At 63.6% G+C, this 25,928-nt stretch carries 24 protein-coding genes; 15 read left to right on the top strand and 9 right to left on the bottom strand.

Annotated elements, in window-relative coordinates; genetic code table 11:
* The first annotated feature begins 90 nt into the window (after positions 1-90).
* Positions 91-984: a hypothetical protein gene (locus tag ACO2Q5_RS21290; protein ID WP_423294812.1), complete on the top strand. Its 894-nt coding sequence runs from the start codon at positions 91-93 to the stop codon at positions 982-984.
* 129 nt (positions 985-1,113) lie between these two features.
* Here ACO2Q5_RS21290 and ACO2Q5_RS21295 read toward each other — a convergent pair whose 3' ends face one another.
* Both ACO2Q5_RS21295 and ACO2Q5_RS21300 read right to left on the bottom strand, forming a co-directional pair.
* Entirely contained in the window at positions 1,114-1,989 is an 876-nt protein-coding gene (locus ACO2Q5_RS21295) for an ImmA/IrrE family metallo-endopeptidase (protein ID WP_423294814.1), read from the bottom strand.
* Positions 1,973-2,308: a helix-turn-helix domain-containing protein gene (locus ACO2Q5_RS21300; protein WP_202661558.1), complete on the bottom strand. Its 336-nt coding sequence runs from the start codon at positions 2,306-2,308 to the stop codon at positions 1,973-1,975. The genes ACO2Q5_RS21295 and ACO2Q5_RS21300 overlap by 17 nt, the downstream gene beginning before the upstream one ends.
* Positions 2,309-2,469: 161 nt before the next feature.
* Between ACO2Q5_RS21300 and ACO2Q5_RS21305 the strand changes: the two genes are divergently transcribed.
* Together ACO2Q5_RS21305 and ACO2Q5_RS21310 are read left to right on the top strand one after the other, a co-directional pair.
* Positions 2,470-2,655 carry a hypothetical protein gene (locus tag ACO2Q5_RS21305; RefSeq protein ID WP_423294816.1) on the top strand — a complete coding sequence of 62 codons (186 nt, stop codon included), beginning with the start codon at positions 2,470-2,472 and terminating at the stop codon, positions 2,653-2,655.
* Positions 2,656-2,667: 12 nt separating this feature from the next.
* Positions 2,668-2,805, top strand: coding sequence for a hypothetical protein (locus ACO2Q5_RS21310; protein ID WP_202661557.1), 138 nt, complete (start codon positions 2,668-2,670; stop codon positions 2,803-2,805).
* Between the two features lie 57 nt (positions 2,806-2,862).
* Here ACO2Q5_RS21310 and ACO2Q5_RS21315 read toward each other — a convergent pair whose 3' ends face one another.
* Positions 2,863-4,755, bottom strand: coding sequence for a DUF262 domain-containing protein (locus tag ACO2Q5_RS21315; RefSeq protein WP_423294818.1), 1,893 nt, complete (start codon positions 4,753-4,755; stop codon positions 2,863-2,865).
* Between the two features lie 510 nt (positions 4,756-5,265).
* On the bottom strand, positions 5,266-6,114 hold the full coding sequence (locus ACO2Q5_RS21320) for a universal stress protein (protein ID WP_423294820.1): 849 nt from the start codon (positions 6,112-6,114) through the stop codon (positions 5,266-5,268).
* Positions 6,115-6,321: 207 nt separating this feature from the next.
* Here ACO2Q5_RS21320 and ccoN point away from each other — a divergent pair, with 207 nt between their 5' ends.
* The 10 genes from ccoN (at position 6,322) to ACO2Q5_RS21370 (ending at position 16,101) form a co-directional block, all read left to right on the top strand.
* Complete coding sequence (gene ccoN / locus ACO2Q5_RS21325; protein ID WP_423294822.1) at positions 6,322-7,926, top strand: cytochrome-c oxidase, cbb3-type subunit I; 1,605 nt, start codon at positions 6,322-6,324, stop codon at positions 7,924-7,926.
* Positions 7,927-7,938: 12 nt separating this feature from the next.
* Positions 7,939-8,682 (top strand): cytochrome-c oxidase, cbb3-type subunit II, encoded by a 744-nt coding sequence (gene ccoO, locus ACO2Q5_RS21330; protein WP_423294824.1) that lies wholly within the window; start codon positions 7,939-7,941, stop codon positions 8,680-8,682.
* Positions 8,683-8,696: 14 nt separating this feature from the next.
* The gene (locus ACO2Q5_RS21335; protein ID WP_423294826.1) at positions 8,697-8,894 is read left to right on the top strand and encodes a cbb3-type cytochrome c oxidase subunit 3; all 198 of its coding nucleotides are present in this window, start codon (positions 8,697-8,699) and stop codon (positions 8,892-8,894) included.
* Position 8,895: 1 nt separating this feature from the next.
* The gene (gene ccoP, locus ACO2Q5_RS21340; RefSeq protein ID WP_423294828.1) at positions 8,896-9,777 is read left to right on the top strand and encodes a cytochrome-c oxidase, cbb3-type subunit III; all 882 of its coding nucleotides are present in this window, start codon (positions 8,896-8,898) and stop codon (positions 9,775-9,777) included.
* Between the two features lie 295 nt (positions 9,778-10,072).
* Entirely contained in the window at positions 10,073-10,969 is an 897-nt protein-coding gene (locus ACO2Q5_RS21345) for a LysR family transcriptional regulator (protein ID WP_423294830.1), read from the top strand.
* 299 nt (positions 10,970-11,268) lie between these two features.
* Positions 11,269-12,705, top strand: a complete 1,437-nt coding sequence (gene ccoG, locus ACO2Q5_RS21350) for a cytochrome c oxidase accessory protein CcoG (protein ID WP_423294832.1) — start codon at positions 11,269-11,271, stop codon at positions 12,703-12,705.
* On the top strand, positions 12,705-13,157 hold the full coding sequence (locus ACO2Q5_RS21355) for a FixH family protein (protein ID WP_423294834.1): 453 nt from the start codon (positions 12,705-12,707) through the stop codon (positions 13,155-13,157). The genes ccoG and ACO2Q5_RS21355 overlap by 1 nt, the downstream gene beginning before the upstream one ends.
* Positions 13,158-13,160: 3 nt before the next feature.
* Positions 13,161-15,374, top strand: a complete 2,214-nt coding sequence (locus tag ACO2Q5_RS21360; protein ID WP_423294836.1) for a heavy metal translocating P-type ATPase — start codon at positions 13,161-13,163, stop codon at positions 15,372-15,374.
* On the top strand, positions 15,374-15,532 hold the full coding sequence (gene ccoS, locus ACO2Q5_RS21365; RefSeq protein WP_423294838.1) for a cbb3-type cytochrome oxidase assembly protein CcoS: 159 nt from the start codon (positions 15,374-15,376) through the stop codon (positions 15,530-15,532). The genes ACO2Q5_RS21360 and ccoS overlap by 1 nt, the downstream gene beginning before the upstream one ends.
* Before the next feature lie 101 nt (positions 15,533-15,633).
* Positions 15,634-16,101: a hypothetical protein gene (locus tag ACO2Q5_RS21370; RefSeq protein ID WP_423294840.1), complete on the top strand. Its 468-nt coding sequence runs from the start codon at positions 15,634-15,636 to the stop codon at positions 16,099-16,101.
* Here the strand turns inward: ACO2Q5_RS21370 and ACO2Q5_RS21375 are convergent.
* The 5 genes from ACO2Q5_RS21375 to ACO2Q5_RS21395 are packed head-to-tail and all read right to left on the bottom strand — an operon-like array spanning position 16,098 to position 22,604.
* Complete coding sequence (locus ACO2Q5_RS21375; protein WP_423294842.1) at positions 16,098-17,639, bottom strand: indolepyruvate oxidoreductase subunit beta family protein; 1,542 nt, start codon at positions 17,637-17,639, stop codon at positions 16,098-16,100. The genes ACO2Q5_RS21370 and ACO2Q5_RS21375 overlap by 4 nt on opposite strands.
* On the bottom strand, positions 17,636-19,777 hold the full coding sequence (locus tag ACO2Q5_RS21380; protein ID WP_423294844.1) for a thiamine pyrophosphate-dependent enzyme: 2,142 nt from the start codon (positions 19,775-19,777) through the stop codon (positions 17,636-17,638). The genes ACO2Q5_RS21375 and ACO2Q5_RS21380 overlap by 4 nt, the downstream gene beginning before the upstream one ends.
* Before the next feature lie 3 nt (positions 19,778-19,780).
* Entirely contained in the window at positions 19,781-20,254 is a 474-nt protein-coding gene (locus ACO2Q5_RS21385) for a MarR family winged helix-turn-helix transcriptional regulator (protein WP_423294846.1), read from the bottom strand.
* Entirely contained in the window at positions 20,251-21,807 is a 1,557-nt protein-coding gene (locus ACO2Q5_RS21390) for a phytoene desaturase family protein (RefSeq protein WP_423294848.1), read from the bottom strand. Before ACO2Q5_RS21390 ends, ACO2Q5_RS21385 begins: the two co-directional genes overlap by 4 nt.
* Positions 21,808-21,812: 5 nt before the next feature.
* Positions 21,813-22,604: a cyclase family protein gene (locus ACO2Q5_RS21395; RefSeq protein WP_423294850.1), complete on the bottom strand. Its 792-nt coding sequence runs from the start codon at positions 22,602-22,604 to the stop codon at positions 21,813-21,815.
* 157 nt (positions 22,605-22,761) lie between these two features.
* On the opposite strand from ACO2Q5_RS21395, the gene ACO2Q5_RS21400 reads away from it, so the two are divergent.
* Together ACO2Q5_RS21400 and ACO2Q5_RS21405 are read left to right on the top strand one after the other, a co-directional pair.
* Positions 22,762-24,330 carry a phytoene desaturase family protein gene (locus ACO2Q5_RS21400; protein ID WP_423294852.1) on the top strand — a complete coding sequence of 523 codons (1,569 nt, stop codon included), beginning with the start codon at positions 22,762-22,764 and terminating at the stop codon, positions 24,328-24,330.
* A gap of 44 nt (positions 24,331-24,374) precedes the next feature.
* On the top strand, positions 24,375-25,895 hold the full coding sequence (locus tag ACO2Q5_RS21405) for an ABC transporter substrate-binding protein (RefSeq protein ID WP_423294854.1): 1,521 nt from the start codon (positions 24,375-24,377) through the stop codon (positions 25,893-25,895).
* The last annotated feature ends 33 nt before the right edge of the window (positions 25,896-25,928 follow it).

Raw genomic sequence — 25,928 nt, forward strand, 5'->3', positions numbered from 1 at the left:
AGCCGCAACAGCCCGAAAAAAGAAGGAGTGAAACCCGCCCTTGACCCAAAACTGAACCGAAATCCATAATCAGAGGTGGGTCAAATCTCGATGGAAAACCCGGGTCACTTCTCAGTGGAAATCAACACCTATTACGAAACGACGCCCATAGGCGAGAATGCAGACCCGCACAGGCTATCGGAGTTGCAGTATAAGCTTCTTAGCTGGGCAATCTTCGCTCCTGCGGACGTGAATGGCTTTGCAGAGGTTTGGTATCGAAAACGCCGCGATCATTCGGCCACCGACCATCGCCTGATGAACGCCGTTCTTGATGCTGTGGTGCAGAGGTTCAGCGAGCGCGAAGAAGCGGAGCAAGACGAGTTTCGGGGTCAGCTGACCGCCTATCGAAATCTCTATGCGTTCCTTTCGCAGATCATTCCATATCAGGACAGTGAGCTTGAGAAGCTATACGCCTTTGTGCGCAATCTGCTTGCCAAGCTGCCACCTCCGGGTGACGGAAAGGCATTTGTGTTGGATGATGAAGTTGCGCTTCGTTACTTCCGGCTCCAGCAGATGACCGAAGGCTCCATCGACCTCAGGGACGGCGAAGCCGATCCGCTTAAAGGACCCACCGACGTTGGAACGGCTCGGACGCCAGATGATGAGGTGATCCTCTCAAGCCTAATCAGCAAGTTGAATGAGCGTTTCGGAACAGATTTTACCGAAGCCGATCAACTTTTCTTTGACCAGATCAGCGCTAGCGCACAAGAAGATGAGAAGATCGTCGAAGCGGCCAAAGCGAACAATCTGGCAAACTTTTCGTCCTACTTGGAACGGATGCTTGATGAACTATTCATCGACCGTATGGAAGGGAATGACGAAATCTTCTCGCGGGTCATGACAGATAAGGATTTTCGTTCGGCGGCCCATGAGCACCTAGCGAGAGAAATCTTTAATCGGGTCAATCGGAAGAATAGCGCTGACGCCAAAATGGATGACACATAGTAGAGGGGATTGATGTGGGGCAATATCAGCTGGAATATGGGTTCGGTCGAAGCAAACCGTTTCCTCACGCGCGCGGATAAGGGACGAACAGCAAGATCGTTGGATAAAGAGTTATCAGGTAATGTGGTGTCACCTGAAGCGTGGTGCTTGCCAGTTTTCCTCTTCCTCTTCTCCATCTGCATCCAACTGCTCAACCGTCAACAACGTCATACGATAACCATTCTGCTGCGCGACAGTCTGCTCGCCCAATGACAGTCCCGCGGAGCGTTCCAGCCAAAGATGTCCATGTATCTCGACCGTATCAGTTACCTTGCCAATTGCTGCACGGCTAGTGGCAGACAGAGAGCCCTCAGGAACCGGCGCACCGTTCCAAAGCGACATCCTAGGGAAAGCGCTATTTGGTTGGATGTAGCGAATCTGACCGTTGCACGAAAATACAATTGCAGCAGGCGCATCTAACTTTGAAATGTATCGACGCGCTGCTGCCTCCTTGCTTACCTCAAACCACTCAGCCATTGCGATGACATGTTCGAGGTCGGCACCTATTCTCCGCCGCATGAAGGATTTCACGTAGGAGTCGGGCATCAGCAGTTCAGCAGCAAACTGATTGGCTTCGGCCTCCATCTTGGCGTGCCTGTCGCCCGTCTTTGCCGAGTGGATCGCCATATCTTTGCGCGAGCATCTGAAGCCCTCAGGGCTACTGGCGCGATGGTTTGGGTTCACATAGTGGCCAATCTCATGCGCGATTGTGTAGCGTTTGCGGGTCTCAGGCCGATCAGCGTGTACCAAGATCGCACCGTTGGCCTTGTTTTCAGGAACGATTAGGCCGCCTTCTAGCCCATCGAGTGCAGCTTCACGGATTTCATAGATATCAATCGCCTTAGCGATTTCCCTCACTGGTACCGCCTGTGTTCCTGGTGGAAGCTGTTTTACGATGGACTCTGCCAGTTTCTTTGGATTTGCGCCTGCATCGTCAATTTCCATTCTTTCAATTTTCAGCGCCACGCTTCTGATTCCTCGCAACCATTGAACGGATCATGTCTTCCAGCACAGCGCGGTCGTTTGGGCCTAGTTCACCGGCCTGCCGGAACATCATCGCTAGCTTTTCGTCCTCTGACGATTCGGGGTCTTCACCGACCAAGCTTCGGATGGTCACCCCAAAGTGGTTCGCGAGCTTGGTGAGCATTTCCAGCGAAGGGTTGTCGCTGCGTCCCTTCTCCAACTCCCAAATATGGGTCTTCGATACGCCTATAGCATCAGCAACATCTTGTAATGATTGACCTTTGCGAAGCCTGAGCTGGTTCAGCCTCGTGGCAAACGACATGAATCTTCCTCCCAGAATCATTACGGCGCACCAGCCAGAGGTGCGCCGTAAGGTCGTGTGATACGCAATCATACCACATGGGTTGACGAAGTGAAGCGTTCGATATATCTATACGAAACCGGATAGCCAAACACGGACGCCGGAGCATAAGGAGACCAATCGTGAACTACGCAGCGAAGACCCGTGCCCCTCTGGGCACGACAGCAAAGACTGGTGAGGCCTGCCCGGAAAGCGGTGTATGGAAGGTCGTGGGAACCCCCAGTACTACCGCTCCCATCGCCAAGGGGAACCGCATGCCGCCCTATGGCGGGAAAGCGGTGACTTGGACGCTGATCCAGCACGCGTAAGGGGGATGTGTGATGGCAAAGAACGAAAGCACATCGCGCCGGGTTGCTTCCAAGGCTGCCAAGCTGTTGGCCAACCCCAAGACCCCGAAGGCCGTGAAGAGCGTGGCGGCTTCGGCGCTTACCCAAGCACCGGACCGCAAGCGCAAGTAACCTAGAGGCGGGCTGTTATGGCCCGCTTCTAACCGTTCGATTACATTCTAGAAGTGATCAGACTTCCGGGCTGGGCCAGATCAATACAGCCTTCTCCGCAAGATGCTCGCCGCGTTCTCTGATATCTGCTTCGGTCCAGGCTGTTCGTTTGGTGAACCACTTGTTCAAGAACAAGGATGTGTGCTCCTCGAACTTCTCGCGCTTCTGCATGAACCCTTTGTTGCCCGAAGAGATATTCAGCGCACCAGTGATGAGGGTCAAGTTTCCCAAGGTTTGCAGCAATGCATCCCGTGCGTCAGCCCTTGGGTCAGCGGAACCCCTAGCCACAAAATCGCCTTCTGCGTAGGGCCAATCCTCATTCCATGACACCGGAAGAACATGCTCTGTCCACAGGCCGCTAGCTCTGGCCGCCGTCTCAGAGAACTTTGACCGGCTTGCAAGTTCAAGCTCCCACAGGATGTCCTTGTTCCTTTCGCCGGGTGCGTTTCGGTAGACAGGCTTTGTCAAAATGGCGCGTTTGAACTCGTCGTCGTTTGGGAAGCGGGAGCTTTCTCCTGACCTGCTGAGGAAGAAGGTACGAAGCAAGTCATAGGAAGGCGTATCTTCATAGAAGCGCTGAGAAATTGCCTGAAACAGCTTGTTCAGGTTCTTGTTGGTCATTTCACAGACCGCGCGGCGAACCACATAGGAATAAATGAGCCGTGCGATCCGATCCTGTTCGGCTTCTGGCAGGCCCGCCGACGCTACCTGCATCATCACCGGGTAGGCCGTCGTTAGTTGCCACGTTGCCAGCTTTCGACCCAACCATGCCATCGTCGGATTCGCACTCTTTCTACCTTCTAGCGTTTCGTAGATGGGCGCGTGTCTTTGCAACAACTTGAGTTCATCTTCGACATCTGGGAAGCGCGGTTTACCGCGTGGCGTCGCAAACGCTCGGTACTCCGAATACAACTCGCGCATGGCGATGGAGGCCCCGGTTTCGGCGGCGAGAACATGAGCCAAGAAATGGTCGATCCGAGGTCGCATCGGTCTCGCGTTCGGTGCGTTCTCCTTCCACCAGTAATCGTCGAATGGGTCCCACAGCTCCTTGTACAATTCCTCAGTTGAAGCGCTTTGCCTTTCCGCACGATGAAAAATGTTGTTGCGGACAAGATCCATGGCCAGCAACGGTAGCCCCTGCGAGTTCAGCGACTGAAAGATGACCTGTGCATCATCGCCTTCACCAAGCGTAATAACGACCAGCTTCATCTGTGCGAGGACGGCACGTAGCAGAGCGTCGAGGCGCTGTTCGATCAGTTCCTTGGGCGCGCGTTCGGTAGACTTCGGTTCGTCGCCGTCTTCTTCCTCCCGCTGCACATCCGTGGGACCGGTCAGTGCAAATTGTCTGATGAAGTTAAGGAACAAGACATAGGCGCGCAGTGCACGAACGGGCGTGTTCTTTGGCACCCCACCGCCCCAGTAGTACCGGTTGTACTTGATCCGCACCTCCCGGTAAGGGCTGTCGATGATGTCGTGGAAGACCTCGCGGTCGGATGGCGTCGGTGTCAGCTTGAACCTGACGAGAGGGTCAGTGTCTTTTGATCGTGGAACGTTGAAAAGGTATCCATTCACCTGTTCAATGACTTCTGGCAGTTCGTTTTCTCTCGCTATTTCTCTGAGTGCCGCAAGGAATAGCTGAAACGTGGTCAGCCGCTGTTGACCATCTACGATCTGCATTCGCGGTGTAATGCCGATCTGCGATCCTTCCCCAAGGGGCGAGAGGATGAGCGCGCCCATGTAGTGCTGGAAGCGACTGTTGCCTTCGAGCACTTCCGTCGCCTTTGCTTCGACATCATCCCAAAAGGGCGTAAGGCGATCATCAGCCCACTGGTACTTGCGCTGATACAGCGGAACCATGAAGCGATGGCTTTCTGCCAAAATGGTTTCAATAGAAAAATCGTCTGTCTGCAAAGCGTTGGCCTCCCGGTGTCGTGACGGAACAGTGCCTTGGCGGGGGTGCCAGTTCAAGAAGGATCACAGATGCGCCACAGAGGGGTCCACTGGAGGGCGGCCTGCCAGCTGGGTTCTGAGCGGCCCGTTGATGGGGTGGGGTGGGCTGGGGGCAAGGCAGCGTAGAGAGTGCGGGACCAGCCAGCTAAAGCAAATAGAAGCTGCCGGTTTGACCCCTCGAGTTTTAGTAGGGCAAACGAAAATCTGTAGGGCCATAGTATGGAAGCGCCATGCGGTGCGGCCCGGCGGTGTCCAACGGCGTGCAAGCCTGAAGTTCGGGAAAGACGAGGCCTGCCAAGGCGTTGTGATGGTTGCTGCAACGCTGTCAGTCGCGCTCCAATACATTGATATTGCTAAGGAAAACAATTCGTAATGATGGGGTCGGGGGTTCGAGTCCCTTCACCGGCACCACTTTCATGGTGCCTGCTGCGTCGCGAAGGGGCCGCCCTGGGGTGGGCGGCCGGGGACGGGTCAATGCGCCAGAAAGAGCGGAACCTGCGCGCTTTCCAGCATGTTGCGGGTCGCGCCGCCCAGAATCGCCTCGCGGAAGCGGGAATGGCCGTAGGCGCCCATGACCAGAAGGTCGGCGTCCAGATCCTGGCATTGCCGCGCCAGCACGTCCGAGATCCGGGGCAGGGTGCGGGCGAGAACGGCGACCTCGGCCTTGACACCATGGCGCACCAGCAACTGGCACAGCATGCCGCCGGGGTCAGACCGTTCAGGTCCGTGGGCGGGGGGATCGACGATGGTGATCACCACCTGTTCGGCCGCCTTCAGGAACGGTAGCGCGCGGCGGGCGGCGACCAGCGCCTCGCGGCTCTGGTTCCAGGCCAGCACCACGCGGCGCGGGGCAGCGCCGGCGGCAAAGCCGCGCTCGGGCACCACCAGAACCGGGGCCTGCCCTTCGAACATCGCGGCCTCAATCACAGCTTCAGCCTCGGGGCCGCTGCCCTTGCCATAGGGTTTGGGCAGAACCACCAGATCGGCATAGCGCGCGCGTGACGAGACCAGATCGGTCAGCGCGCCCAGCTGCGCCACCGCCGAATCCAGCGAGAAGCGCAGGTCCGGCCCCTGCGCCGCCAGCGCATCCTTCAGCGCCTTTCCGTTCAGCCGGGCCTCTTCCTCGGCCCGTTCCATGGCGATCTGCAGGATCACCGCGCCGGAACCGACATAGGAATAGCCGATCTGCGACCGGTCCACCCCAAGCGCCAGCGCATCAAGATGCGCGTCCGACGCCAATGCGACCCTTGCCGCCGCATCCACTGCGGCGGCCACGCCTTCGGCCGATGAGGCCAGGGTGAGAAGAGATTTGTAGGCCATGTTTGCCTCCTGCGGGTTTGTGTGTCGCAGTCTGGGTGCAGAATAGCTCACCCGCCTTGATTGAGGTCAAATCTGCCGCAGAGACGTGTTGACGCAGATCAAGGCGCGGCGGTTGAGCTGGTTACAGAAGCATTCTAGTCGAAAACTCTGTTCAGGGGACGAGTCGCGTTCGCCCTGCCCGGAAAAATAAAGACGAAGGGACGCAAAATGTGGGATTACGTAAAGCTGATCGTGCTTGGCGCGGTTGCGGTTCTTGCCGCGATCGCCGCCAATTATGCGCACGATCTGGCCTATATGGTCAACGCAATCACCGTCATGCTTGCGGCTGGTATCACCTTCGTGGTGGTGCTGCGCGGCATCGGTGAGCCCAAGGTAGCCACTCCGAACGAATACGCGGACGGCGTGGTGCGGGCAGGGGTCATCGCGACCGCTTTCTGGGGGGTGGTCGGGTTTCTGGTGGGCGTGGTCATTGCCGCCCAGCTGGCCTTTCCGTGGCTCAATTTCGAATTTCTTCAGGGCATCGGCAACTTCGGCCGCTTGCGCCCGCTGCACACCAGCGCGGTGATCTTCGCCTTCGGCGGCAACGCCCTGATCTGCACCGCCTTCTATGTCGTGCAGCGCACCAGCGCCGTGCGGCTTTGGGGCGGCAATCTGGGCTGGTTCGTGTTCTGGGGCTGGAACCTGATGATCGTGCTGGCCGCGTCCAGCTATGTTCTGGGCGGCACGCAGGGCAAGGAATATGCCGAGCCGGTCTGGTACATCGACATCTGGATCACCGCCGTCTGGGTGGCCTTCCTCGCCGTCTATGCCGGCACCCTCTACAAGCGGAAAGAGCCGCATATCTATGTGGCGAACTGGTTCTACCTGTCGATGATCATCACCATCGCGATGCTTCACCTTGTGAACAACATGGCGATCCCGGTCTCGATCCTGGGCTCTGCCTCGGTGCAGGTCACCTCGGGCGTGCAGGATGCGATGATCCAGTGGTGGTATGGCCATAACGCCGTGGGCTTCTTCCTGACCGCGGGCTTTCTGGGCATGATGTATTACTTCATCCCCAAGCAGGCGGAAAAGCCGGTCTTCAGCTACAAGCTGTCGATCATCCACTTCTGGGCGCTGATCTTCCTGTATATCTGGGCCGGTCCGCACCACCTGCATTATACTGCGCTGCCGGACTGGGCATCGACCCTTGGCATGGTGTTCTCGGTCATCCTGTGGATGCCGTCGTGGGGCGGCATGATCAACGGGCTGATGACGCTGTCGGGCGCCTGGGACAAGCTGCGCACCGACCCGATCATCCGCATGATGGTGGTCGCCGTGGGCTTTTACGGCATGTCCACTTTCGAAGGCCCGATGATGTCGATCAAGGCGGTGAACAGCCTGTCGCATTATACCGACTGGACCATCGGCCACGTCCATTCCGGCGCGCTTGGCTGGAACGGCATGATCACCTTCGGCGCCCTCTACTTCCTGACGCCGCGTCTGTGGAACCGCAGCGGGCTGTATAGCCTGAAGCTGGTCAGCTGGCACTTCTGGCTCGCCACCATCGGGATCGTTCTCTACGCCTCGGCCATGTGGGTCTCGGGGATCATGGAAGGCCTGATGTGGCGCGAGGTGGATGCCAACGGCTTCCTCGTCAACGCCTTCGCCGACACGCTGGGGCCGAAGTTCCCGATGCTGGTGGTGCGGACGCTGGGCGGGGTGCTCTATCTGACCGGCGGGATCATCATGTGCTACAACCTGTGGATGACCGTCCGTGCGCAGCCGGCCAAGGCCCCGGTCAACGCCAACACCTTCGTTCCGGCGGAATAAGGGGGACAAACCATGGCTTTGCTTGACAAACACAAGAAGATCGAGACCCACGCCACGCTTCTGATGGTGCTGGCCTTCATCGTGGTCACCATCGGCGGTCTGGTGCAGATCGTGCCGCTGTTCTACATCGAGAACACCATCGAGAAGGTGGATGGGATGCGTCCCTACACCCCTCTCGAACTGGCGGGGCGTGACATCTACATCCGTGAAGGCTGCTACGGCTGCCACAGCCAGATGATCCGCCCGATGCGGGACGAGGTGACGCGCTACGGCCATTACTCGCTGGCGGCCGAGTCGATGTATGACCATCCGTTCCAGTGGGGGTCCAAACGCACCGGCCCGGATCTGGCCCGCGTGGGGGGGCGCTACTCGGACGAATGGCATCAGGACCACTTCTACGATGCCAAGTCGGTCGTGCCGGAATCGCTGATGCCGCCCTATGGCTTTCTGGCCAACCGCAAGATCGACGGAAAATACATCCAGGACGTGCTGAAGACCCATGCGATGGTGGGCGTGCCCTATACGCAGGACATGATCGACAACGCCAAGGCCGACTTCACGGCCCAGGCCGACCCCAATGCCGACAGCTCCGGTCTTGAGGAACGCTATGGCGCGGCGGCCTTCGGGCGGGCGGTCAATGTGCGCAACTTCGACGGCCAGCCCGCGCTGACCGAGATGGACGCGCTGATCGCCTATATCCAGGTCCTTGGCACGATGGTCGATTTCTCGACCTTCACGCCCGATCCGAACCGCTGACGGGGGGCAGAAAGATGGAGATTTACACCTTCCTGCGCCACATGGCGGACAGCTGGGGCCTTCTCGCGCTGTTTCTGGTCTTTGCCGGGGTCGTCGTCTGGGCGTTTCGCCCGGGCAGCCGCCAGACCCATGACGAGATCGCCAATTCGATCTTCCGCAACGAGCGTACGCCCGCTGCGGAAGCCCCGAAACCTGACCTGACGGAGGCGTGACATGTGCGCCAAGAAAGTAACCAAGGTCGAGCGCGAGGTTCCGACCACCGGCCACAGCTGGGACGGAATCGAGGAATTCGACAACCCGATGCCGCGCTGGTGGGTCTGGGTGTTCTACGCCTGCATCGTCTGGGGCGTGGGCTACACCATCGCCTATCCGGCCTGGCCGCTGGTGACGCAGGCCACGCAGGGCCTGCTGGGCGGCACCAAGAACCGGGATCTGGTGGCGGCGGAAATCGCCGGCTGGGATGCCCGCAATGCCGAGGTGAAGGCCAAGCTGATCGCCACCGATCTGAACGCGATCAAGGATGATCCGGCGCTGGCCTCTTATGCCGAAAACGCGGGCGCCGCCGTCTTCCGCACCAACTGCGCGCAATGCCATGGATCCGGCGCGGCGGGGGTGCAGCAGCTGGGTTATCCTAACCTCTTGGACGATGACTGGCTCTGGGGCGGCACGATGGAGGATATCCACCTGACCGTGACGCATGGCATCCGCAACACCACCGATGCAGACGCCCGTTACTCGGAGATGCCGAAATTCGGCGCCGATGGCCTGCTGGACAAGACCCAGATCGGCGATGTGGTGGAATATGTGCTGCAGATCTCCGGGCAGGAGCATGACGCGGCCAAGGCCACGGCAGGGGCGCAGGTCTTTGCCGACAATTGCGCGGCCTGCCACATGGATGACGGTTCGGGCGACCGGGCGCAGGGCGCGCCGAAGCTGACCGATGCGGTCTGGCTCTACGGCGGCTCACGCGAGGCGATCACCGAAACGGTGACCTATGCCCGCTATGGCGTGATGCCCAACTGGAACGAGCGGCTGACCGAAGACGATATCCGCGCGGTGTCCTACTACGTCCATTCGCTGGGTGGGGGCGAATAACCTGCGGCCCATGCCGGAGAAACGGAAGGGGGCCCGACGGGCCCCCTTCTCATTTGCGCCGTGCCTCTGCGTCCCGGGCGCCGGGAAAGGACCCGGACAGCGCTGCGCACCCGTTTGCCGGGAATGACGGCCGCGGCAGGGGGGAACGCCCGCGCACAACCGTTACACTGCTGAAAAGCGACTTGGTTCAAATCCCGGGCAAGTGATCCGGGTCAGGCTTCAATGGCCTTGCTTTTCCGGCGTTTCCCGGGACATTGCCAGCTCATCCTTTTCACGGGCTGTAAGTCGGGCTTACATGGACATCTGGCGCAATCTTCCCCCTCTGGCCGCCCTGCGCGCCTTTGCTGCATGGGCCGAGACCGGCTCCATGACAGCGGCGGGTCAGGCGCTGAACGTTTCCCATGCCGCGATCAGCCAGCAGATACGTGCACTGGAATCGCATCTGGGTCTGTCGCTGCTGGACCGCTCCGGCCCGTTGCCGCAGATCACCACGGATGGACAGGTTCTGGCCCAAGAACTGCGCGCGGGTTTCGGCGGCATGGCGCGGGTGGTGGCCGAGCTGACCGGCGCCGATGCCCTGCGTCCGGTGCAGCTGACGCTGACGCAGGGCTTCGCCTCGTCCTGGTTGCTGCCGCGCCTGCCTGATTTCCGCAAGGCGCATCCCGGGGTGGAGCTGCGGCTGGACTCCATGGCGTTGGACCGGCCGCTGGTGCCGGGCGGCGTGGATCTGTCGATCCGGTTCGGCCGCGGAGACTGGCCCGATCTGGAGGCGCAGCCGCTGGTGCCGAGTGCGATGATCGTCGTGGGCACGCCCGATCTGGCGCAGGGGGTAACGCCGGGCGATTTCGCGGCGCTGGCCCGCCTTCCCTGGCTGACCGAGCCGAACTGCCCCTGCCACACCGATCTTCTGGCCCGGCACGGGCAGAGCCTTCCACCCGGGGCCACCGTCTACCTTCCGGCGCCCATGCTTTTGCAGGCGGTGCGCGAAGGGCAGGGGCTGGCCTTGGCTGCGCGGCTGCTGATCGAGGAGGATCTGGCGGCGGGACGGCTGGTCATGCTGGCCGAGGTCGGCCCGGCGGAGCATTACTGGCTGGTGCAGCGGCTGGGTCCGCTGCGGCCGGCTGCCCGCGTCTTCGCGCGCTGGCTGATGAAAACCGCACGTCAATCCTTTGCGGGATCGCGCCGCGATTGACACAGGTCAAGGCGGGCGGCGGCGGATCGTGCGAATCCCGGAGCTGACGCCGGTTCTGCCGGGTCGCAGCCCCGCCCTCCACCCTGTTCGCGCGTTTCCTCGGGGGGCGGGGCACAGCCCTCCCCGATACAGCCCTCCCCACTACAGCCCTGCCAGATATTACACTGCGGCAAAGCGACCTGCGGCCGGTTGTCCGATCAAACCTCTGTCCGCTGTGCACTATTGATGCAGGTCAATGCCGCAGCGCCCAAGCTCTGCGATAGCAGGACAAAACTCGCATACGATTCCGGAGATATTCGGTGAGCACTCCCGAAGCCAGCCCGCCCAGCCTTTATGCGGCGCGTGAGCCGATCTTCCCCCGCCGCGTCAAGGGCGCCTTCCGCACCGCGAAATGGTGGATCATGGCGATCACGCTGGGGATTTACTACATCACCCCGTGGCTGCGCTGGGACCGTGGGCCGAACCTGCCCGATCAGGCGGTTCTGGTCGATCTGGCGAACCGGCGGTTCTTCTTCTTCATGATCGAGATCTGGCCGCATGAATTCTATTTCGTGGCCGGTTTGCTGATCATGGCGGGGCTGGGGCTGTTCCTCTTCACCTCGGCTGCGGGGCGGGTCTGGTGCGGCTATGCCTGCCCGCAGACCGTCTGGACCGACCTGTTCATCCTTGTCGAACGCTGGGTCGAGGGCGACCGCAACGCCCGCATCCGCCTGCACCGCCAGAAATGGGATGCCGAGAAGATCCGCAAACGGGCGGTGAAATGGACGGCATGGTTCCTGATCGGGCTGGCCACCGGCGGCGCCTGGGTCTTCTATTTCACCGATGCGCCGACGCTGCTGGTCGATCTGGTGACCGGCAATGCCCATCCGGTGGCCTATACGACCATGCTGATCCTGACCTTGACCACCTTTGCCTTCGGCGGTTTCGCGCGGGAACAGATCTGCATCTACGCCTGCCCCTGGCCGCGGATTCAGGCCGCGATGATGGATGAGGACACCATCACCATCGCCTATCGCGAATGGAGGGGAGAGCCGCGGGGCAAGCAGACCGTCGAAGGCAACGGCGACTGCATCGACTGCATGGCCTGCGTGAACGTCTGCCCGATGGGGATCGACATCCGCAATGGCCAGCAGCTGGCCTGCATCACCTGCGGCCTGTGCATCGACGCCTGCAACGATGTGATGGACAAGATCGGCAAGCCGCGCGACCTGATCGGCTATGTCGCCCTGACGGATGAGGCGCGCGAGCGCGGCGGCCAGCCCCCCCGCAGCATCTGGAGCCATATCCTCCGCCCGCGGACGGTGCTTTACACCGTCCTCTGGGCCGGGGTCGGCATCGGGCTGGTGGTGGCGTTGTTCCTGCGGGCCGAGATTGACGTCAGTGTGACGCCGGTCCGCAACCCGGTCTATGTCACCCTGTCCGATGGCACCATCCGCAACACCTATGATCTGCGGCTGCGCAACCAGCATGGCGAGGAACGCTGGTTCGACATCTCGGTTTCGGCCCCCGTCCCGCTGGATGTGGCGGTTGAGGGGGTGGAGGCGCAGCGTATCCTTGTGCCCGCGAACGAGACGGCGCAGGTTCGGGTCTATATCACCGCAGCCCCCGGCAGCCCCGCCGCCACGGCCGGGATCACCGATATCCAGATCTGGGTGGCCGATGAGGGCACGCCCGCCCAACCCTCCAGCGACCGTGTGCAGAAGAATACGGTCTTCAACGGAACCGGAGCGAAATGATGGCCGAATTCACCGGACGCCACATGCTGGTTGTCACTGTTGGCGCCTTCAGCGTGATCATCGCGGTCAATATGCTGATGGCCTTCAAGGCGGTTTCCACCTTTCCCGGACTGGAAGTGGAAAATTCTTATGTCGCCAGCCAGGAATTCAACAAGAAACGCGCCGCACAGGAGGCGCTTGGCTGGACCTTCTCGCATCTCTACGAACGCGGCCGGATGAAGCTGGCTTTCACCGATGCCGCGGGCAATCCGGTCGAGGTCGGCGAACTGTCCGTGCTGATCGGCCGCACGACCGAGGCCGAGCAGGATGTCCGCCCCGCCTTCACCTGGCTGGATGGAATCTATGAGGCCGAGGTGCCGCTGGCGCCGGGCCCCTGGATGATCCGGGTGACGGCGAAGGCCAAGGATGGCACCCTGTTCGAGAAGCGCGAAGAATTTCTGGTGCGGAGCTAGGCCATGTCCATCGCGGGCGACAGGATCGGGGCCGAGGGGATGCGCGGCGGGCTGTCGGCCTGCCCGGCCTGTGTGGCGGCACCTTCGGCAGAGCGCATCGCGCAGATGGCGGTGCAGGACGAGGCGCGGATCATGCTGTCCCTGCCCACGGCCCATTGTGCGGCCTGCATCTCCACCGTCGAATCCGCGCTGCATCGGATGCCGGGGGTGCAGTCGGCCCGGCTAAACCTGACGCTGAAGCGTGTTTCGGTGCAGGCCGGGGCCGAGGTGAGGCCCGCCGATCTGATCGCGGAACTGGCCCGGCAGGGGTATGAGGCGCATGAGCTGGACCCCGGCCTTCTGTCTTCGACCGAGACGGACCGGCAGACCCGTGACCTGCTGATGCGTCTGGGCGTGGCGTTCTTTTCCATGATGAACGTCATGCTTCTGTCCGTGGCGGTCTGGTCCGGTGCGGACGGGGTGACGCGCGATCTGTTCCACTGGATTTCCGGCGCCATCGCTTTGCCCACGGTGGTGTTCTCCGGCCAGCCGTTCTTCCGCTCGGCCTGGGGCAGCCTGCGGGCGGGGCGGTTGGGCATGGATGTGCCGATCTCGCTGGCGCTGATCCTTGCCTCCTCGATCTCGGTCTTCGAGACGATCAATTCCGGCCATCACGCCTATTTCGATGCGGCGGTGATGCTGTGCTTCTTCCTTTTGCTGGGCCGCTATCTGGACCACCGCACCCGGGCGATTGCGCGTTCGGCCGCGCAGGAACTGGCCGCGCTGGAGGTGCCGCGCGCCGTGGTGCTGGTGGATGGCGCCGAGGTGACTCGCCCGATTGCCGAGGTGGCCGTGGGCGATCTGGTGCTGGTGCGCCCCGGCGGCCGGATGCCGGTGGATGGCGTGGTGGCCGAGGGCTGGTCGGAACTGGACCGCAGCCTTCTGACCGGTGAGACACTGCCCGTGGCCGTGGAACCCGGCACCGTGGTCTCTGCCGGTGAGGTGAACCTGACCGGCCCCCTGACCCTGCGGGTGACCGCGGCGGGCAAGGACTCGAGCCTGCACCGCATGGCCGATCTGGTCGCCGTGGCCGAGGCGGCGCGCACCCGCTACACCTCGCTGGCGGAACGCGCCTCGCGCGCCTATTCGCCCTTGGTGCATGTCCTGTCCTTCAGCGCCTTCGGCTACTGGATGTGGGCCACCGGGGGCGATCTGCGCTATGCGGTGAATATCTCCGCCGCCGTGCTGATCATCACCTGCCCCTGCGCGCTTGGCCTAGCCGTTCCGGCGGTGGTGACGGCGGCCAGCGGGCGGCTGTTCCGCAAGGGCCTGCTGATCAAGCACGGCACCGCGCTGGAAAGGCTGGCCGAGGTGGATACCGTCGTCTTCGACAAGACCGGCACCCTGACCATGGGCACGCCGGAGCCCACCAATCTGGACAGCCACCCCGTTCCGGCGGTGGAGGTGGCGCTGGCGCTGGCCGGGGCCTCCGCCCATCCGCTCGCCCGGGCTTTGGCAGACGGCGCCCGCGCCCGCGGCATTCGCCCGGCCCGGGTAGAGGACATCCGCGAAGTGCCCGGCTATGGGGTCGAGGGGGTCTGGAAGGGCCGCCCCGTCCGCCTTGGCCGCGCCGAATGGTGCGGGGCTGAGGGCGTGGCCGAAACGGCCACCTATCTGAGCACAGGCGAGGGCACCCCCCGCGCCTTTACCTTCGCCGACCGGCTGCGCCCGGGTGCCACCGAGGTAATGGCTGCGCTGACCCGCGCCGGACATCGGGTCATCCTGCTGTCGGGCGACAGCCCGGCCGCGGTCAGGGCGCTTGCGGCCCGGCTGGGGATCGAAGACTGGTCCGCCGCGGTGCTGCCGGCAGAAAAGGCCGCCCGCGTGGCCGCGCTGAAGGCCGAAGGCGCGCATGTGCTGATGGTGGGCGACGGGCTGAACGACACGGCCGCGCTGGCCGCGGCGCATGTGTCGGTGTCGCCCGCCACCGCGCTGGATGCGGCGCGGGTTGCCTCGGACATCGTGCTTCTGGGGCAGGATATGGCACCCATTGCCGATGCCCTGCGGATCAGCCGCCAGTCGCGCAAGCGGATTGTCGAGAACTTCCTGATCTCGGGCGGCTATAACGTGGTGGCGGTGCCGCTGGCGCTGATGGGCCATGCCACGCCGCTTGCGGCGGCGCTGGCCATGTCGCTGTCGTCGATCACCGTGTCCCTGAATGCGCTGAGGCTGAAGTAATGGAAATTCTGGGCATCCTGATTCCCGTCTCGCTGCTGCTGGGCGGCATCGGGCTGGCCGCCTTCTTCTGGGCGATGCGGACCCGGCAGTTCGAGGATCCGCAGGGCGACGCAAACCGAATTCTGACCAAGGATTGGGATGACAAGCCGCGCCCCTGAGGTGTGGCCTGCCGCTGCGCGCGATTTCCGTATCACAAAGCCGTGATTCAAGGCAGCATCCACTGGCGGCATCCCGCCGCGTTCCGCCAGCGGAGAGCCAGATGGATCAGCAGACCCTGCTTCTTGTGCATACCGGATCGAGTTTTCTGGCCCTTGCCTTCGGGCTTGTGGCCATCGGCGCCTATTTCGCCCCCACACCGGCACTGTGGACCCGGGTTTTTGTCGTGCTGACGGCCTTTGTCGTGGGTACCGGCTTTCTGTTCCCGCTGCCGGGGGTGACGCCCGCCGTGGCCGTGGGCATTCTGGCCACGGCTGTGCTGATCGGCATGGCCGTGGCGCGCTATGGCTTTCACCTGCGCGGGATCTGGGCGCGGCTTTTTGCGACGGGAATCGTGGTCAGCACCTTCTTCATGGCCTTTGTCACCGTGGCGCAGGCCTTCACCAAGCTGCCGCCGCTGAAGGCGCTGGCCCCGACCGGGGCCGAACCGCCGTTTCTGGTGGCCCAGCTGCTGCTTCTGGCGCTGTTCGTCTGGGCGGGCTGGCGGGTCTGGCGCCGTGCGGGCGGTTAAAGGAAGCTGCGGATCGTCTGCACCGCGCCGTCCAGTGCCTTGCCCTCTTCATCCTTCAGCGCCGCTTCGCGCAGGCGGCGGGCCCAGTCGGCGGCATCGGGGCGGGTGCGGACCAGCGCAATCGCCTCGGTCACCCGGTCGAACTTGGACAGGCCGCGGGCATGGGTGTCGCTGTAGCCCTTGATCAGACGGCGGCACTTCACGATTTCCACCGCCAGCGCATAGTCGCGGTCCACCTCGGCCAGTGCCATGGCGATCCAGCGGTCCAGATGGGCCACCTCCTGCGCGTGGCGCAGGGTGCGGCGGCGCCAGAATTTCATCCCGCCAAGGGTGTAAAGCATCAGATAGCCGCGGAGGCTGTCGGTGCGGATGCGGCGGCCGCGGCTGAAGACGCGGTTCAACCGGCCCATCCATTTCGGGCTGGCCTCGACCCTTGCGCCCAGACCGCGGGGCAACATCCCGGCGATTTCTTCGGCCCTTGGGTGCATGAATTCGGTCAGCTGCATCAACTGTCCCTCTTTCGCCCCCATTTCCCCCCGGATGCGGGTGAAGCGCGCGCCGCGGGTTTTCAGATCGGCCACCCGGATCACATCATCATAGCACATGGCATTGGCCAGATACTTCGCCGCCTCACGCGACAGATCGTGCGGCGCGCGGTCGCGGGCCAGCACGGCATCCAGCCGGTCCAGATATTCGGCGCCATAGGCAAGGTCCTGAAACTCCACCACCTTGCGCAGGCCATGGGCGGCCATCTCGGCCACCGGGGCGGGCAGGGCGGCCGCCCGTGCCTCCAGTGCCTGCCAGCGCGCCATCAGCCGGGCCGGGCCTTGCGCACGGGTGGCCTGCGGGGCAGGGGCGGGCGTATCGCGGCCGATGTCGCCCTGCAGCGCGGCGTCATAGCCTGCCGCAAAGGCGCGCAAGCTGGCCTCGATCCCCTTGCCGCCCGAATGGCGGATCGTGTCCTCATAGGCCGCGCGCGGGAAGGGCAGCGCGCCCGAAGCCGCCAGCGCCCCGAACAGGGTGGAGGAAATCACCGACCCCGCCTTGACCGCCGCCGTCTCGAAATCCGCCGCGATCAGCCGCTTGGCCGACTGGATCGCCGCCTCGCGCACGGCTTCGGCATCGGCCACGCCATCCCCCGGCACCATCTTCTCACTGACCGCCAGATTGCGATGGGTCGAGGCGATGAGGGTCGTCCGCTCCGGCGTCACATAGCCGCGCATGATGGCGCGCCCGGCTTCCATCCATTCGGCCGAGATCATCACATCCACATCGCCCGCCGCGGGCATCAGGCTGAACACGGGCGTCCCACCTGCCGCCGGGGCCATTTCGACATAATAGATCGTGGCGCCGGTGCGTTGACTGACGCCGGCCACGCTGGTGGCCTGCGCGGCGTAACCCTGGCTTCGCGCCAGATCCTCGATCCAGCCGGTCAGCACGCCGCCACCCTGGCCGCCCACGGCATAGATCGCGACCTTGACGATCTGCGCCAGCTTTTCATCCGGCTTCCGTGCCCGGATCACCTCTTGCAGGGTCATGCCGCGAACTCCAGCGTTCTGGACGACCGGCGGCGGGCCAGCCAGCCGATCAGGGCCGCGCGTTTCCCGGCCCACCATTTCTCGGCGCCCTTGGGGTTGTGGACCACATCGGCGCGGTAGAAGCTGGGGCAAAGGACGGCGGCATCCGCCACCTCGCCGCAATTGCCGCAGCCGACGCAGGTCTGGTCGATCCGGGCGACGGGATCGTCGCGCAGCGGGTCATCGGTGTGCTTCAGCCCCAGAGAGGGGCAGCCGGACAGGCGCATACAGGCGTGGTCGCCGGTGCAGACCGCCTCATCCACGCCGAAACGGGGGGCTTCGACGCGGCGGCCTTCCTTGATGGCCTGCGCCTTCAGCGGGCGTTCGCGGCGCTGCTTGTTCAGCATGCATTCGCTGCTGGCGACGATGACCTTCGGCCCCTTCGCATCGGTGGTCAGCGCCTCGGTCAGGGTGGCTTTCAGCTTGGGCACGTCATAGGTGCGGTCGATCTGGCGCACCCATTTGACGCCCACGCCTTTGATCGCATCCGCGATGGGGTGCTGCGTCGCCTTGGTATCGTTGTCAGCCCGGCTGGACAGGATGTCCTGCCCGCCCGTCGCCGCGGAATAGTAATTGTCCACGACGACGACCAGCCCGTCGGATTTGTTGAACACCATGTTCCCGATCGAGGAGGACAGGCCGTTATGCCAGAACCCGCCGTCCCCGATGATGCTGATCGGCCGCCGTTCGCCCCCGCCGTCAAAGGCGCCGTTGGCGGCAGGCCCAAGCCCATAGCCCATGGTCGCGCCGCCCACATAGAAGGGCGGCATTGAGCCGAAGAGATGGCAGCCGATATCGGCGGTGATCTGGTGCTTGCCCAGATCCTGCTGCACCATCTTCAGCGCGGCAAAGATCGGGCGTTCCGGGCAGCCGGTGCAAAAGCCCGGCGGGCGGATCGGCACGACCTTGGACAGATCGGGCAGCTGCGGCTTGTCCTCATTCGGGGCACGCACCGTGGCGGGCAGCATTTCGGGCGCGGCGATCTTCAGGAAGGCGCTGATCGAATCCAGCATCACCTGACCGGTATATTCCCCGCCCATCGGGAAGATGCCCTTGCCGTGCAGTTTCACCCGGGATTCCGCGCGGTAGAGATAGGCCGACAGCTGCTGTTCGATGAATTCGGGGTGACCTTCCTCGACCACCAGCACATGGTCCTTGCCCGCGCAGAAGTCGAGGAATTCGGACGAGACCAGCGGATAGGCCACGTTCAGGCAATAGATCGGCAGGTCGCTGTTGCCATACAGATCGGCCAGCCCCATGCGCTGCAAGGCGCGGATCACGCCGTTATACATCCCGCCCTGCACGATCAGGCCGACCTTCGCCTCGTTCGGCCCGAAGAATTCATTCAGCCCCCGTTCGCGCACGAATTTCTCAGCCGCGGGCCAGCGGTTCTGAACCTTGTCCTGCTCGTGCAGATAGGTATAGGGCGGCAGCACGACGCGGGTGAAATCGGTCTGCGGGTTCGACAGCGCGTCCTTCACCGTCAGCTTCGGGCGCTGGTTGTCGCGGGTTTCGAACGTGCCGGTGACGTGGCAGGACCGGATCCGCACGATCATCATCACGGGCGTGTTCGTCGCCTCGGACATCTCGAACCCGTCGCCCACGGCTTTCACCATGGCGGGCAGGCTGGGCCGCGGATCCAAGAGCCACATCTGCGATTTCATCGCAAAGGCGTGGCTGCGTTCCTGCATGATGCTGGACCCTTCGCCATAATCCTCGCCCACGATGATCAGCGCGCCGCCGGTGACGCCCGAGTCGGTCAGGTTCGCCAAAGCGTCCGAGGCGACGTTGACCCCCACAGGCCCCTTGAAAGTGACCGCCCCGCGGATGGGATAATGCACGCTGGCCGCCAGCATCGCCGCCGCCGCCGCCTCGTTTGCATTGGATTCGAAGCGGACGCCCAGTTCCGCCATCAGCTCTTCGGCATCGGCCAGCACGTCCATCATATGGCTGATCGGCGCGCCCTGATAGCCGCCGACATAGCCGACCCCGTTTTCAAGCAGCGCCTTGGTCAGCGCCAGAATCCCTTCGCCGGTGAAGGTGTCGCCCGCACCCTTGCGCAGGTGCTGCACCTCGGCCTTGAAGCTGCGTTCTGCCATGTCTCAGATCTCGTGCTTGCGAATGTTGGCGAGCATTTTTTGCAGCGTGCCGGTGAAGGCGCGCCGCTCATCCTCGGGGATGCCGCGGAACATGCGTTCCTGGGCCAGGGCCATATGCGGCCAAAGCTGTTCAAAGGCCGCGCGCCCCGCATCGGTGGAATAGACCCGGACGGCGCGGCTGTCGGCGGCATCCGTCTCACGCCGGATCAGGCCATCGGCCTGCAACTGGTCCAGCGCGCGGGACAGGGTGGATTGTTCGGTGACGGCCAGCACCGCCAGTTCCCGGATCAAGGGGCCGTCCATCACCGACAGCACGGCCAGCGCCCGCATCTTGGCCGTGGTCAGGCCCAGCCCGGCCATCTCGACCCGCAGGCTGGCGTTGTAGCGGCCCATGATGCGGTTCATCAGATAGGGCGCGTAATTCGACAGCCCGATCTCGCCCAGCTTTTGCGGCGGGGTGGGGGTTTCCTCGGTCATGCGCCCAGCCTTTTTGCCGCGTTGAAGCCCGACCCGCCGCCCAGACCGGGGCCGGGATGGGTGCTGGCGCCGATGTGGATCAGCCCGCGCGCCGGGCCTTCGCCGTTGGTGGAATGCGCGAAGGGCCGCCACAGGAAGAACTGGTCCACAGCGCAGGACCCGCCATAGGGATCGCCGCCCACAAGATTGACGTTCATCCGCTCAAGGTCTTTGGGGGAGTAGGCCTTCCGCGCCACCACCAGACGGTCGAAATCCTTGATGTGCCGCGACAGGATGGCCTGCAGCCGGTCCGCGAAGGGCTCCTTTACCGCGTCCCAGTCCGTGCCGGTGATCTCTCCGGCCGCATCGCCCTTGATGGTGCGGGGCGCATCGGGGATTTGCAGCCACAGCACCGCCTTGCCCTCGGGCGCGCGGGAGGGGTCCAGTCGGCTGGGCTGGCCCACGCAGATCGTGGGGGTGACGGGCAAGAGGCCGCGTTCGGCTTCGTTCGAGGATTTGGACACCGCATCCACATCATCGGCCAGATGGATCAGCGCCACCTGTTCCAGCCCGGGCGTGCGCCATTCCGGAACCCCGTCCAGCGCAAAGTTCAGCTGGAAATCACCGCGGCCATGGCGGAAACTTTTCAGTGCCTGCCGTTCCGCGGGCAGGTTCACACCCTGAAGCAGCCGGTCATACAACTGCCCCGGCGCGACCGAGGCGAGGACTGACCGGCAGGCAATGTCTTCGCCGCCCGCCAGCCGCACGCCGGTCACGCGGCCGTTCGTGACCACGATCCGCTCCACATCCGCATTGCAGCGGATTTCCCCGCCCTTTTCGGCAATCAGCGCCTGAAACGCCTGCACGATGCGGGCAGAGCCGCCCTTGGCGACGGGCGCGCCCGCCGCCTCTAGTGCGAAGGCGATGACGCGGCCCATGGCGCCGGAATAGGCATTCTCGACCGTCAGCCCGCAATGCAGCGCCCAGGGCGCGAACAGGGCCTTGGTCGCGTCCGCCTGAAAGGTGCTGTCCAGCCAGCCCCGCATCGGGTCCAGCTGCTGGCCCAGCCATCCGGCCAGCCCGCGCAACCCCCGCTTGCGCACCTGCGCCGCCATCAGTTTGACCGTGGGCCAGGACCAGAGCCGCGAGCCGAGCAGCGCGAACAGGAAGGGCGCATCCGCGGCCAGTTGGTCCACCGCCGCGGCAAAGGCATCGCCGTCACCGGGGGCCAGCGCATTCAGCCGGGCGACATTCGCCGCCCGGTCGGTCGACAGGACCACCGCCTGCCCGTCCGGCCGCAGCACGGCCGTCGGGTGCGGGGTATGGCAATAGTCAAAACCATGCCGGGCCAGATGCGGGCCAAGCGCCGCCCCCGCCGGGCCGGTCATGAACAGCACGAAAGTGGCCGCCATCACGTCATGCAGATAGCCGGGCGCCAGCTCTTCGGTGCGCAGACAGCCACCCGGCACCGCGTTCCGCTCCAGCACCAGAACCCGGTCGCCCTTCAGCGCCAGCAGGCTGGCCGCAACCAGCCCGTTGATGCCGCTGCCGATGATGACGTGATCGACGGCCATCGCGATCAGCCCTTCGGAACCAGCGCCAGCGCGCGGATCGGGCTGCCGGTGCCGCCTTTGATCTTCAGGGGCGCGGCAATCAGGATCGCGCCCTTCGCGGGCAGCTTCGACAGGTTGGCAAGGCTGGCCAGACCGAAGCGGTTGTTCGCATGCAAGAGGTTATGCGCCGGGAAGGGCGGGGTCATGCCGCCCGCTTGCCCGGCATCGGTGCCGATGCACTGGCTGCCCCAGCCGACGATACCCTTGTCCACCAGATACTGGATGACCTCAGCCGTCGGTCCGGGGGTATGCGGGCCGGTGGCATCGGCGTTCAGGAAGGCCGCCTCATCCTCGGCGAACTTGTCCCAGTCGCTGCGCAGCACCACCCATTCGCCGGCATTGATCGGGCCGTGCTTCGCCTCCCAGTCCTGCACATGCTGGATGGTCAGCAGGAAATCGGGGTTCGCCGCGCATTCCGTGCTGAAATCCAGCACATTCACCGGCGCGACAAGGCGCTGCACATCCAGCGTATCGGTATAGCCTTCGGGGTAGTCCTTGCCGGTGATCCAGTGGTGGGGCGCGTCGAAATGGGTGCCGCTGTGTTCGCCCAGTTCCAGCCAGTTCCAGGCCCAGAACGGCCCGTCCTGATCATATTCGCTGATCCGGTGAATCTTGATCGGCGGGGTGTCCTTGGCCAGTTCCGGCGGCAGTTTCAGAAGCGGCGTGTCCGGGCCAAGGGTGCCGGTGCAATCCACCACCTCGATCCCGCCCGAGGCGATCATCCCCGCAAGCTGGGTCAGCACGTTTGCTGAGGTCATCACATTCTCCCTGTCTGGCCTTTGCGGCCGATTGTTGCGTCAGGAACGGAAGGGGGCGCGGCGATCCCGCGGGCCGCGCCGCTTCGGTCTGCGAGAATCATGCTAGACAGAAATAAATGCGTTTGCAAATATCCGCTCAACAACAGGGACAACAAAAATGTCGGAACGCTATGATGCCGTCCTGATCGGGGCGGGGCACAACGCGCTGGCCTGCGCGCTGCATCTGGCCGCGAAGGGCTGGAAGGTCGGCGTGTTCGAGCGCGCGGCCACGCCGGGCGGTGCGGTGAAGACGGGCGAATACACCTTGCCCGGGTTCCGCCATGACTGGGCGGCAATGAACCTGTCGCTTTTCGCCGGAAGCGGGTTTTTCAAGGCTTATGGCGCGGAACTGACCGCGCAGGGCTGTGCCTTCGTGCCGGTGTCGCGCCCCTTCGCCTCGGCCTTTCCGGACGGCAGTTGGCTGGGGGTGGAGATGGACGCCGCCGCCACCCGCGCCCGGATCGCCGCTGTGTCAGAGGTGGACGCGGCGGCATGGGATGCGCTGCTGGCCGGGTTCCCGGAGAAGGCCGAACAGATCTTCGGGCTTCTTTCCACGCCGATGAAAATACGTGCGATTGCATATTTCATATTCAAAATGCTGCGCCGCCGCAAGATTTCCGGCACGCTGGATCTGGCCCGGTTCCTGCTGCAATCCCCGCGGGAATTCCTGACGCGGACCTTCGACAGCCCGAAGATGCAGGCGCTGCTGGGGGCCTGGGGCATGCACCTCGACTATGCGCCCGACATCGCCGGCGGCGGGCTTTTCCCTTATCTGGAAGGCATGGCCGGGCAGAATTTCGGCATGGCCTTGGGACGGGGCGGGGCGGATACCATCATCACGGCGCTGGTCGGCGCCATCCGTGCGCGCGGCGGCACGGTCGACTGCGGGGTGGAGGTGACGCGGATCACCCATGACGACACCCGCGCCACCGGCATCGAACTGGCCGACGGGCGCCGCATTGCAGCGACGAAAGCGGTCATCGCCGGGGTGGCGCCGCCCGCGCTGGCGCGGCTGACCGGGCCTGTCGATCCTGCCTTTGACCGGGCGATGACGGACTACCGCTTTGCCCCCGGCACGATGATGATTCACCTTGCCATGGACAGCCTGCCCGAATGGGCGGCGGGCGCGGCGCTGAAGGACTTTGCCTATGTCCATCTGGCGCCCAGTCTGGACCAGCAGGCCCGCACCTACCAGCAGGCCAACGCCGGGCTTCTGCCGGATGAGCCGATCCTTGTCGTGGGCCAGCCCACCGGGCAGGACCCGTCCCGCGCGCCGGAGGGCAAGCATATCCTCTGGCTGCAGGTCCGCATGGTGCCGGGCACCATTCTGGGCGATGCCGCGGGGCAGATCGGTGCCACTGACTGGACGCAGGCGGCGGAGCCCATGGCCGAACGCGCGCTGGACATTCTGGAACGCTACGCGCCCGGCACCCGGGCAAAGATCCTCGCCCGGCGGATCGTCACCCCGGCAGAGCTGGAGGCCGAGAACCCCAATCTTGTGGGCGGCGATCAGGTCTGCGGCAGCCACCACCTGTCGCAGCATTTCCTGTTTCGCCCCGCGCGCGGCCATGCCGACGGGTCCACCGCGCTGAAGAACCTGCACCTGACCGGGGCCGCCGTCTGGCCCGGGGCGGGCACCGGCGCCGGGCCGGGCTGGATGCTGGCGCAGGCGCTGGCCGGAAAATGAACTGCACCAACAAAGACCAACAAAGCAAACCAACAGGAAAAGCCATGAATCTGAACCGCAGAACGCTTTTGAAGCTCAGCGCCGCCAGTGCGGCTTTGGGCGTTGCGGGCCTGCCCGCCCGCGCGCAAGAGATTGACGAGCTGGTGATCGCCTATAACGTCACCCTGCCCAGCTGGGACCCGACCACCGGGCCAAGCGCGGTGAACCCCACGATTCAGGGGATTTACCAGTCGGTCTTCGATCAGTTCATACTGCAGCAACCGGATCTGAAACCGGCACCGGGTCTGCTGACCGAATGGGGCTGGAATGAGGACTATACGCAGGTCTGGATGACCGTGCGCGAGGGCGTGAAATGGCATGACGGATCGGACTTTACGGCCGAGGATGTGGCTTGGTCGCTGGCCCGTGCGGCGAACCCCGACACCGGCAACCCGATCCAGTTCGTCTGGGGCACGCTGGCCAACCACCGGGTCGAAGGCAACAAGGTCATTGCCGATGTGGCGCAGTTCGACCCGACCATCTTCAAATGGATGTATTTCCTGACCGGCTATGTCCTGCCCAAGGCCTATTTCGAGAAGGTCGGACCCGAGGGGTTTGAAGCGGCGCCCATCGGCACCGGCCCCTATATGGTCGAGAAGTTCGAACGGAACGCCTTTGTCCGGCTGAAGGCGAATGACGCCTATTGGGGCGGCGCGCCGGAGTTCAAGACGGTGACGATCAAGTTCGTGACCGATGCCGCGGCCCGGGTGGCCGAGGTGGAATCCGGCAATTCCCATGTCACGCTGGAAATGCCCTATGAGGAATATGACCGTCTGAAGGCCACGCTGAACGGGGTGGCGACGCCGATTTCCGACATCGGCATGATCTTCCTGAACGACATCGACGTGATGCTGGACCCCAACGTCCGCAAGGCCGCGGCCCATGCCATCGACAAGCAGGCGATCATCGACCGGCTGCTGTCGGGTTATGGCGTGAAGATCGATACGCTGGAGACGCCGGAATACGACGCCTATGAGCCGTCGATCACTGTCGAATACAGCCCGGAAAAGGCCACGGAACTGCTGGCGGCCTCGGGCTATGGTCCCGACAATCCGGTGAAGTTCAAGATCCAGACCACCAAAGGGTTCAAGCCCAAGGATTATGAGATGATCCAGGCCATCGTCGGCCTGTGGCGCAAGTTGGGGATCGAGGCCGAGATCGAGGTCTATGAGATCGCCAAGCATTACGAGTTGCGCGCGGCGGACCAACTGGCCCCGGCCGCCTTCTACAACTGGGGCAATTCGGTGGGCGACCCGACCACCTCGACCGGGTTCGCCATGTTCGGACCCAGCCCGCATTCGGTCTGGGACGGCGCGGAACTGATCGAGAAGATCGGCCCGCTCTGGGGCGAAAAGGACGAGGCGAAGCGGATTCAGGGCTGGAAGGACGTGGACCGCTATATCGCCGAAGAGGCGCTGGTGATCCCGCTTCTGCAATATGTCCAGCCGGTGCTGTCGGCCAAGGGTGTGGTGGTGGTGCCCCATGCCTCGGGCGCGCTCTTGCCGCATCTGATGAAGCGCGGCTGATGCCGATCCCCCGGGGGGCTTTGCGCCCCCCGG

It is taken from the genome of Neotabrizicola sp. VNH66 (assembly GCF_049445895.1).
Classification (GTDB): Bacteria; Pseudomonadota; Alphaproteobacteria; order Rhodobacterales; family Rhodobacteraceae; genus Pseudogemmobacter.

What these genes read in the sequence shown, in the direction of transcription:
- ACO2Q5_RS21290 (WP_423294812.1), top strand. Translation starts at nt 91, where the DNA reads ATGGAAAACCCGGGTCACTTCTCAGTGGAAATCAACACCTATTACGAA.
- ACO2Q5_RS21300 (WP_202661558.1), bottom strand. Translation starts at nt 2,308, where the DNA reads ATGTCGTTTGCCACGAGGCTGAACCAGCTCAGGCTTCGCAAAGGTCAA.
- ACO2Q5_RS21310 (WP_202661557.1), top strand. Translation starts at nt 2,668, where the DNA reads ATGGCAAAGAACGAAAGCACATCGCGCCGGGTTGCTTCCAAGGCTGCC.
- ACO2Q5_RS21320 (WP_423294820.1), bottom strand. Translation starts at nt 6,114, where the DNA reads ATGGCCTACAAATCTCTTCTCACCCTGGCCTCATCGGCCGAAGGCGTG.
- ccoN (WP_423294822.1), top strand. Translation starts at nt 6,322, where the DNA reads ATGTGGGATTACGTAAAGCTGATCGTGCTTGGCGCGGTTGCGGTTCTT.
- ccoO (WP_423294824.1), top strand. Translation starts at nt 7,939, where the DNA reads ATGGCTTTGCTTGACAAACACAAGAAGATCGAGACCCACGCCACGCTT.
- ACO2Q5_RS21335 (WP_423294826.1), top strand. Translation starts at nt 8,697, where the DNA reads ATGGAGATTTACACCTTCCTGCGCCACATGGCGGACAGCTGGGGCCTT.
- ccoP (WP_423294828.1), top strand. Translation starts at nt 8,896, where the DNA reads ATGTGCGCCAAGAAAGTAACCAAGGTCGAGCGCGAGGTTCCGACCACC.
- ACO2Q5_RS21345 (WP_423294830.1), top strand. Translation starts at nt 10,073, where the DNA reads ATGGACATCTGGCGCAATCTTCCCCCTCTGGCCGCCCTGCGCGCCTTT.
- ACO2Q5_RS21355 (WP_423294834.1), top strand. Translation starts at nt 12,705, where the DNA reads ATGGCCGAATTCACCGGACGCCACATGCTGGTTGTCACTGTTGGCGCC.
- ACO2Q5_RS21360 (WP_423294836.1), top strand. Translation starts at nt 13,161, where the DNA reads ATGTCCATCGCGGGCGACAGGATCGGGGCCGAGGGGATGCGCGGCGGG.
- ccoS (WP_423294838.1), top strand. Translation starts at nt 15,374, where the DNA reads ATGGAAATTCTGGGCATCCTGATTCCCGTCTCGCTGCTGCTGGGCGGC.
- ACO2Q5_RS21370 (WP_423294840.1), top strand. Translation starts at nt 15,634, where the DNA reads ATGGATCAGCAGACCCTGCTTCTTGTGCATACCGGATCGAGTTTTCTG.
- ACO2Q5_RS21375 (WP_423294842.1), bottom strand. Translation starts at nt 17,639, where the DNA reads ATGACCCTGCAAGAGGTGATCCGGGCACGGAAGCCGGATGAAAAGCTG.
- ACO2Q5_RS21380 (WP_423294844.1), bottom strand. Translation starts at nt 19,777, where the DNA reads ATGGCAGAACGCAGCTTCAAGGCCGAGGTGCAGCACCTGCGCAAGGGT.
- ACO2Q5_RS21385 (WP_423294846.1), bottom strand. Translation starts at nt 20,254, where the DNA reads ATGACCGAGGAAACCCCCACCCCGCCGCAAAAGCTGGGCGAGATCGGG.
- ACO2Q5_RS21390 (WP_423294848.1), bottom strand. Translation starts at nt 21,807, where the DNA reads ATGGCCGTCGATCACGTCATCATCGGCAGCGGCATCAACGGGCTGGTT.
- ACO2Q5_RS21395 (WP_423294850.1), bottom strand. Translation starts at nt 22,604, where the DNA reads ATGACCTCAGCAAACGTGCTGACCCAGCTTGCGGGGATGATCGCCTCG.
- ACO2Q5_RS21400 (WP_423294852.1), top strand. Translation starts at nt 22,762, where the DNA reads ATGTCGGAACGCTATGATGCCGTCCTGATCGGGGCGGGGCACAACGCG.
- ACO2Q5_RS21405 (WP_423294854.1), top strand. Translation starts at nt 24,375, where the DNA reads ATGAATCTGAACCGCAGAACGCTTTTGAAGCTCAGCGCCGCCAGTGCG.